5 protein-coding genes and 2 pseudogenes are annotated in these 7,789 nt (G+C 36.8%); all 7 read left to right on the top strand.

Annotation, left to right across the window (positions count from 1 at the left end):
• The first annotated feature begins 172 nt into the window (after positions 1–172).
• Positions 173–1,039: a DUF5776 domain-containing protein gene (locus JCM14108_RS13160; protein WP_051996221.1), complete on the top strand. Its 867-nt coding sequence runs from the start codon at positions 173–175 to the stop codon at positions 1,037–1,039.
• A 791-nt stretch (positions 1,040–1,830) separates the two neighbouring features.
• Positions 1,831–3,177: an APC family permease gene (locus JCM14108_RS13155; protein WP_035181395.1), complete on the top strand. Its 1,347-nt coding sequence runs from the start codon at positions 1,831–1,833 to the stop codon at positions 3,175–3,177.
• 13 nt (positions 3,178–3,190) lie between these two features.
• Complete coding sequence (locus JCM14108_RS13150; RefSeq protein WP_035181394.1) at positions 3,191–3,982, top strand: cyclase family protein; 792 nt, start codon at positions 3,191–3,193, stop codon at positions 3,980–3,982.
• Positions 3,983–4,272: 290 nt separating this feature from the next.
• Positions 4,273–5,228 (top strand): annotated as a pseudogene (locus JCM14108_RS13145) (ketopantoate reductase family protein).
• Between the two features lie 28 nt (positions 5,229–5,256).
• Positions 5,257–6,078: a MetQ/NlpA family ABC transporter substrate-binding protein gene (locus JCM14108_RS13140; RefSeq protein ID WP_035181392.1), complete on the top strand. Its 822-nt coding sequence runs from the start codon at positions 5,257–5,259 to the stop codon at positions 6,076–6,078.
• Entirely contained in the window at positions 6,072–7,118 is a 1,047-nt protein-coding gene (locus JCM14108_RS13135) for a methionine ABC transporter ATP-binding protein (protein WP_035181390.1), read from the top strand. The genes JCM14108_RS13140 and JCM14108_RS13135 overlap by 7 nt, the downstream gene beginning before the upstream one ends.
• Positions 7,115–7,773, top strand: a pseudogene (locus JCM14108_RS16165) (methionine ABC transporter permease). Before JCM14108_RS13135 ends, JCM14108_RS16165 begins: the two are co-directional and overlap by 4 nt.
• The last annotated feature ends 16 nt before the right edge of the window (positions 7,774–7,789 follow it).

The raw sequence follows: 7,789 nt of genomic DNA, 5'->3' as shown, positions 1-7,789 counted from the left end.
ATAATAATGAGCTTAACCTGATTAATCAGCAAATGACGGCATTTCATGAGAAATATCCATTGTACTTGACTCCAACAACTGCCACAACAGCACCGAGAAATGATGACCCGGCTTTTTTGCAGAGTATGTTGAACAATTAAAAAATAGTGGTAATTTAGATAGTTCTCAACAATTGCAGCTTATCTATAATGCATGGTTACACGGTTTGTCCAAAACGCCATTCACTCAATTGGCTAATTTATCAGGTGACCCAGCCATTAGTTTGCCAACTTATGTTAGTTCAGATGGGATGCCTTTAGGGATTCAATTTGAGGCTGCTAAAAATCAAGATCGTTTGTTGTTAAAGGTTGGTAGTTTATTTGAGAATAATGGATTATTTAAAGAACTTAAACATCAAACTCAGACACCCACACCGGCACCTTCTGCCACAACGCCTTCTCAAAGTAGTGATTCGACACAGGTCTCATCATCAACTTCAAGTTCAACTAGTTCATCAAGCTTAGCTGAAACGTCAAGTAGCAATTCTTCAACAGAGATTCCGAAGACTGATGTCAATAGTAAGAAGAAAGCCCCAAAGCAGTCGATTATTATTTACGCGGTAAAAAAGGTATATTTGCATAAGAGCGCTAATTTTAGCCAGGAAAATCGACTAACTTCATATGCTAAACGAGCAAGGGTAGATCGTCCTATGTTCAAAGTTACTGACTATGTACGTGATAACAGTGGCCGATTGCGATACAAGGTGGTTGACATTAATTCACGGAGCAGAACTGCTGGGCGGCGCGGTTATTTAACAGCTAGTTCAAAATATGTTCAACCAGTTTATTATCAGAATAAGGTTGCAAGTATCAAAGTGATAGGTAAGAAAGGGCTTAACGAGTACCGAAAACTAAACTTAAGCAATAAGGTAAAACATGATCGTCATGGCACTATTTTAAAGGTAAAAGATATCAAAGTTTATCATTTGACTACCCGTTTTATCCTCCAAAATGGACACTTTGTTTCGGCAAATAAACGAATTGTGATTTTTGTAAAATAGTTTTGAGGTCGAAGCTAGACAGATACTTGAAAGGCACGCCCCGATTAGTAGGAGAAATTCTAGCTTACTTTTTGTTGTTTCGTAACCAGTTTCTAGATGCTTTCCAAATGTGAATCATTAAAGGTTTAGGCGATAAATTTTTATAATTTGATTTTTTGGCCTGATTTTCTGTGATAAAACAATAATCTGATTGGATCTTCAATTAAAAATCTTTTTGATACTTCGTTTGCAGGCATCAGTGTTCAGTAGCCTAGTTGATTACTTTTTCCTCCTTCAGCTACTAGATCTGATTTGATAAAAAGTTGAAAAAAGGGTTGAAAAAAAGTGAAAAAAAGTTGAAAAAAACAAATAATTTTAATAAGAAGTATTGACAATTAGAATTTTTGGGCTTATTATTTTCACAATCTTTTAATTCCGTTTTAATAATCCTAAGAGAAGAAGAGTAACTGAACAGATTAATTAAAGAGAGTCCGAGTTGGTGAAAGCGGATATTAATCTCAAAGTGAAGATGAGCTTCAAAAAGGAGCTATCCGGTGTTGTATTTGCTGGATAAGCCGGTAGGAACCGTTAGCTTCCCTGGTATTATCAAGTACTGTTGAGGCACCTTTTAGGTGCGAATGTAGGGTGGTAAAGCGATCAAAAGTCGCCCCTTGTTTGTCATTAATTTGACAACAAGGGGCGACTTTTTTTGTTGGAATGGAGTTAATTGAGATTAAGGAATTAGTTTTTGTAATTTATTTAGTTCTTAATCGGAGAGTTGATTTAATTTTTATTTAAGGAGGTATTATTTTATGGCAGAAAACGCAAGTATAGAAGGTGGGCTTAAAGTCAGCCTATCTACAAAAGATTTATTGGTTTACGGTATTACATTTATGATTCCAGTCGCACCATTAGCTTTCTATGGCTCATTCTTAACCCCAGCAAATGGCATGGTGGCTTTAGCCTATTTTGTTGGGATGGTTGCAATGCTTTTTACGGGATTCAGTTATGCTACTATGGCAGCTCGATATCCTTTTTCCGGATCAGTTTATACGTATGTTCAACAAGGAACCAATGCTGGCTTAGGCTTTATTGGTGGTTGGGGGATTACACTCGATTATTTTTTGATTCCGACCATCACATATTTAATCAGTCAATCGTTTGGTGAATCATTGTTTCCGGCAGTTCCTGGGTGGGCTTGGATCGTAATCCTAGTTCTGTTTAATACCTTTGTCAATATCTTGGGTGCCAATGTGGTTACCAAAGTTAGTTGGATTTTATTTGCATTGCAAGGAATTGTTTTAGTTGCCTTTATTATTGGTACTATTAGACTTCTGCTATCGGGAACAATTCAACCACAGGCAATTTCTTTTTATAACCCGCAGCACTTTAATATTCAAGGAGTGCTTCAAGCAACTGGAATTGTTATCGTTAGTTACTTAGGCTTTGATGCCATCAGTACTCTTTCTGAAGAAGCTGAAGATCCGCATCACTCAATTGGACGAGCAATTATCCTTTCAATTTTATCAATTGGAATTTTATTTGTTGTTATCACAGTTCTTGCTGGATTTGTTGCTCCAGATTATCAAAACTTAAATCCGAATACCGCCTTTTTGGGAATTTTACAACGCGTTGGGGGTACTTGGTTAGTTAAGTTAGCAGATGTAACGATTATCCTGTCATTTGGGTTTGCTAGTGGTCAAGAAGGCCAAACAGCGGTTTCACGAATTCTTTATGCAATGGGGCGTGATGGTATTTTACCTTCAGCCTTTGCTAAATTGCATAAGAAATATCGAACACCAATTTTTGCTATCGTCTTGGTTGGCTTGGCATCATTGATCCTATCATTGACACTTTCTCAAGATACGGTTTCCAATTTAGTTAGTTTTGGTGCTTTGTTTGGATTCATTTTGTTAAATCTATCCGTTATCTGGAAATTTTATGTTAAGGGCGATCATAGTTCGGTTTCATCGTTTATTAAATATTTAGTTTCGCCCTTCATTGGTTTCGCCGTTAGCACATGGATTTTCTTAAGCCTATCGATTGAATCGAAAATTGTCGGTGTTGTTTGGATTTTGGTTGGCGTAGCTATTTTAGTTGCTAAAACCCATTTCTTCTCCAAGAAAACACCAAGTCTAGACTTCTCAAACAAAGATTAGGAGGAATTTCATTATGACACTTACAACAAAATCAAATGTAAAATTTACAACAGGTGAAAATACCGGCGATCCAAAATCCGTCGGAAAAGTTGTAGAACAATTGAAGGCTTTTAATTGGGTTGATCTAACCCACTCATTTGGGCCGGAAAGTCCACGCTTCCCATCATTTGCGCGACCAGAATTTAAAACTATTTTTACCCATTCAGATGGATTTTATGTTAAACAATATACTTTTCCTGGCCAATTTGGTACGCATATTGATCCCCCAATCCACTTTGACGAGCACCAAGATAAATATGTTGAGAATTTCTCGCTCAAAGAATTAGTTCTTCCATTGGTTGTGATCGACAATTCTGCTGCAGCTAAGAAAAGCCCAGATTCTTCTCTGTCTGTAAATGATATTAAAGAATGGGAAAAGAAGCATGGAAAGATTCCGGCAAACTCATTTGTTGCTTTACGTACTGACTGGTCTAAGCGTTGGCCCAGCCAAGAAAAATTTGAAAATTTGGATGACAAAAAGCAAGCACATTATCCTGGTTGGGATTTAGATGCCTTAAAATTTATTTATGAACAACGCGGTGTAACAGCAAATGGACACGAAACTTTTGATACAGACACCGCCGTTAAACAGGAACATGGTTTGGTTGGCGAATATTATGTACTCTCACATGGTCATTATCAGGTTGAATTGCTCGATAATCTTGATCTGGTTCCAGCAACAGGTGCTTATATCTTTATTTCTGTTCCCAAAGCAGAAGAAGCACCAGGATTTCCAGTAAGAGCTTTTGCAGTTGTTCCAAGATAGGTTAAGTGGAATTTGTCGACTATCCAGTTGGGCGTTTATATTCTTAACTTACTTGAATAGGCTATAAAACTTGTGAATACTTTAAAATAAATGAGGAAAAATCGGCACATTAAATGTCTAAATGGAGTTGATACAAATAATAAATTTCATTTATGGCAACTTGCAATGACACAAAAAGTGTCTCTGATGGCTTTTGTGGGGGTAAATGATTTAAGAAGTGTGTGATATATCCTTTGGGCGTATGAACCAAAGGATATTTTATTATTACTGTGTAAAATTGAAAGGATGAAATGATTATGCATTATGCTGTCTTAGGTTCAGGTGCTATGGGGCTGAGATTCGGAATTCTACTTCAACAGTCAGGCCAAAAAGTTGATTTCATTGACACTTGGGATAGACAAGTATCTACGATCACTAAACAGGGCGGGGTGTATGTATCTAGAGATGGAGAAAATCGGCACCTTGTTCTAATCAATATTACTTTTCCGGAAATTATCATGGCCATCCAGATGCTTTTATTATTTTTACAAAGCAGATGGGTTTAAAGGCTATGCTAAAAAGATCGGCGCAACTATTTGATGACCAACAGTACGCTATCACATTAATGAATGGTATGGGACATATTGAAAAAATTAATAAATATTTCAAGGCAGAAAAAGTAATTGCTGGTACTGCAATGATTGGAACTGTTTTAAATGATGCAGGTGACGTTGATTTCATTGGTAAAAAGGGAACCGGAACAATACATTTAGTAAATGAAACGGAAAAGCCAGATAAGTTCACTAAGCAAGTTGTTAGTGAATTTAAGAAAGCTCAATTGGGTCCTAAATTAACAACTAATTTTTTGGGTACTTTGTTAACAAAAGTGATTTATAATTCCGTTGTTAATACGCTTTGCTCAATGTATAAGCTTAAAGAAGGTGAGTTTATATCGGCATCAGTATCGACCAAACTCATTAACCGATTAATTAATGAAGCTTATCATGTCTGTGATTTAGCCGGAATTGAGCCTTTAAATTCCAAAGAGGAAGAGTTTAATGCGATTGTTCACGCTACTAGGGATGTTACACCACTTCACTATCCGTCGATGTACCAGGATATCAGTAAACAACGCCCAACTGAGGTGGATTACATTAATGGTTATCTTTATGACCTTGGCAAAAAGTACCATTACAACGCACAGGCACATGACTTTTTGCGTGATTTAGTTCACCTAGCTGAACATGCTGAAATAGTCACTCAATAATTAAATACTAAATTGGAGAGATTTAATCATGAAGAAAAGAATCTTAAAAGCAATTGCACTTACAGCTTCATTGTTTAGCATTCTAGTTTTTCTTACTGGATGCGGGAATGACTCATCAAAACCGTTAAGCACCAAGAACATCACTGTTGGAGTTACTGCTGGACCTCATGAGCAAATTATGCAACAGGTTAAAAAAATTGCGGCTAAACACGGCTTAACGATCAACATAAAATCATTTACGGATTATAATACCCCTAACTCTGCTCTTAACGCTGGTGATATTCAGGCGAGTTCATTTGAAACAGCCCAATTTTTAAAAACACAGGAAAAGGATAAAAACTATAAATTCGCCAAAGCATTTAAAACGGTTGCTTTACCAATGGGAATCTACTCGAACAAGGTTAAGAAAATTACCGATTTAAAAAAGGGTGCTAAAATTGCTGTTCCAAATGATGCTACCCAAGAAGCCCGTGCCCTTCGAATTTTTCAAAAAGCGGGAATCTTAAAGCTTAAATCTGGAGTTGGCGAGAAAGCCACAAAAAACGATCTAGCTTCTAATCCTAAGCAATTAAAAATTTATGAATTAGATGCTTCTCAAATTCCTAAACAACTTAAAGAGTTTGATGCAGCTGCTATTAATAGCAATTTTGCTTTGGATAATAACTTAACCCTTAAGCAAGCAATTTATCACGAATCGTTAAAGAACAATGCTTGGCCAAATTATTTTGTTGTTAAAGACGGCCATCAAAATGACAAAGTCGTAAAACAAATCAAAAAGTATTACCAATCTCCAGAGATCAAAAAGTATGTTAAAAAGGAATTTAAGGGGGCGCTTGTACCCGAATGGTAAAAAAAGACAATTTAGAGTTAATCAAGTTTAAAAACGTCACAAAAACATTTGCAGCCGTTGGAAACGCTAAAGAGGTCCACGCCGTAAAGAATGTCTCTTTAAGTGTTCAAAAAGGTGAAATCTTCGGAGTGATCGGTTATTCAGGTGCTGGGAAAAGCACGTTAATCAGGATGATTAATGGCTTGGAGCGTCCAACGAGTGGAGAAATCATTGTTAGTGGGGAAGATGTTGCAAAGCTAAGCAAGAAACGATTGCAGCAGTTACGTCATAAAATTGGCATGATTTTTCAAAACTACAATTTGTTAAAGACGGCGACGGTATACCAAAATATCTTCTTACCGTTAAAGCTAGAAAAATTACCTGTTAATGACATTCGAGAACGGGTTGAGAAATACTTAAAAATTGTTGGATTGTGGGAACGTCGCAACAGTTATCCAACGCAACTATCAGGTGGTCAACGACAACGTGTTGCAGTCGCTAGAGCGTTGGCGCATGAGCCGGAAATCTTGTTATCTGATGAAGCAACTAGTGCTCTGGATCCGGAAACAACAAAATCCATTTTGCGACTACTGCAAAAAATTAATACCGAGTTAGGAATTACCATCTTTTTAATTACTCATGAACTTGACGTTGTTCAAGAAATTTGCGACAAGGTCGCCTTAATTGATAAAGGTAATTTAATCGAGCAAGGAAAAACGATTGATTTATTTACCCATCCCCAAAAGACGATCACTCAAAAATTCTTAGGAACCAGTGATTCTCTTGGCGTTCCAATTGATTATTTGAAAGCTGAACAAAAGACTAAGAAGCTTTTATTACTACAATTTGTTGGCAATGAAGCTAGTCAACCAATCATTGCAGATTTTTCTCAACACTTTGGCATTAAGCCCAACATATTAGCGGGTTCTATTAATTACCTTAAGGGGAATCCTTACGGTAAATTGCTGCTTTCTATCAAATCAGTAGATGATGTCTATTCACAAGAATTAAAGTATATTCGTGATCAAGGTGTAATTGTAAAAGAGGTGACGGACCTATGAGTAACTTTATCAGTGAATGGGGGTCAACCCTTACAACTGGATTGGGCGCTACATTGGCTATGACGGCCATTACATTGATTGTTACCATCATTATTGGGATACCATTAGGAATTCTTTTGGTAGAAACCAATGTAAATGGTATGTATCCTAACCGGCCCTTGCATGCTATTTTTGAGACAATTGTAAATATTTTACGCTCATTACCGTTTATTATTTTGCTATTTCTGATTCTACCTGTAACGCAAATAGTTGCCGGTACCACTATTGGTATTCGAGGGGTTATTTTACCGCTAGTGATTTATTGTGCACCTTATCTTGCCCGTTTAGTTGAATCTTCACTTCTTGATGTTGATCCAGGAATTATTGAAGCTTATCAGTCAATGGGAATAAAAAACAGTAAGATTGTTTTTTTATTCTCTTGAGGGAAGCACGAAGTGGTATTACACGAGGCTTAACAATTTCAATTATCGGGTTAATTGGTGCAACTGCTATGGCAGGCTTGGTAGGCGCTGGCGGCCTTGGTGATATTGCTTATCAGTACGGATTCCAAAGGTACCAGCCTGATGTAATGTATGCGTCAATTTTGATTTTGATTGCCCTCGTACAAATTGTCCAGAGTCTTGGTAACTGGATTGCAAAAAAGTTGTCTAAATAACAATATTTGAATAAAG

It is taken from the genome of Lentilactobacillus farraginis DSM 18382 = JCM 14108, from assembly GCF_000583655.1.
GTDB classification, from domain to species: domain Bacteria; phylum Bacillota; class Bacilli; order Lactobacillales; family Lactobacillaceae; genus Lentilactobacillus; species Lentilactobacillus farraginis.
The sequence above is the reverse complement of the archived record's forward strand: the minus strand, read 5'-3'. Positions and strand labels throughout refer to the sequence as shown.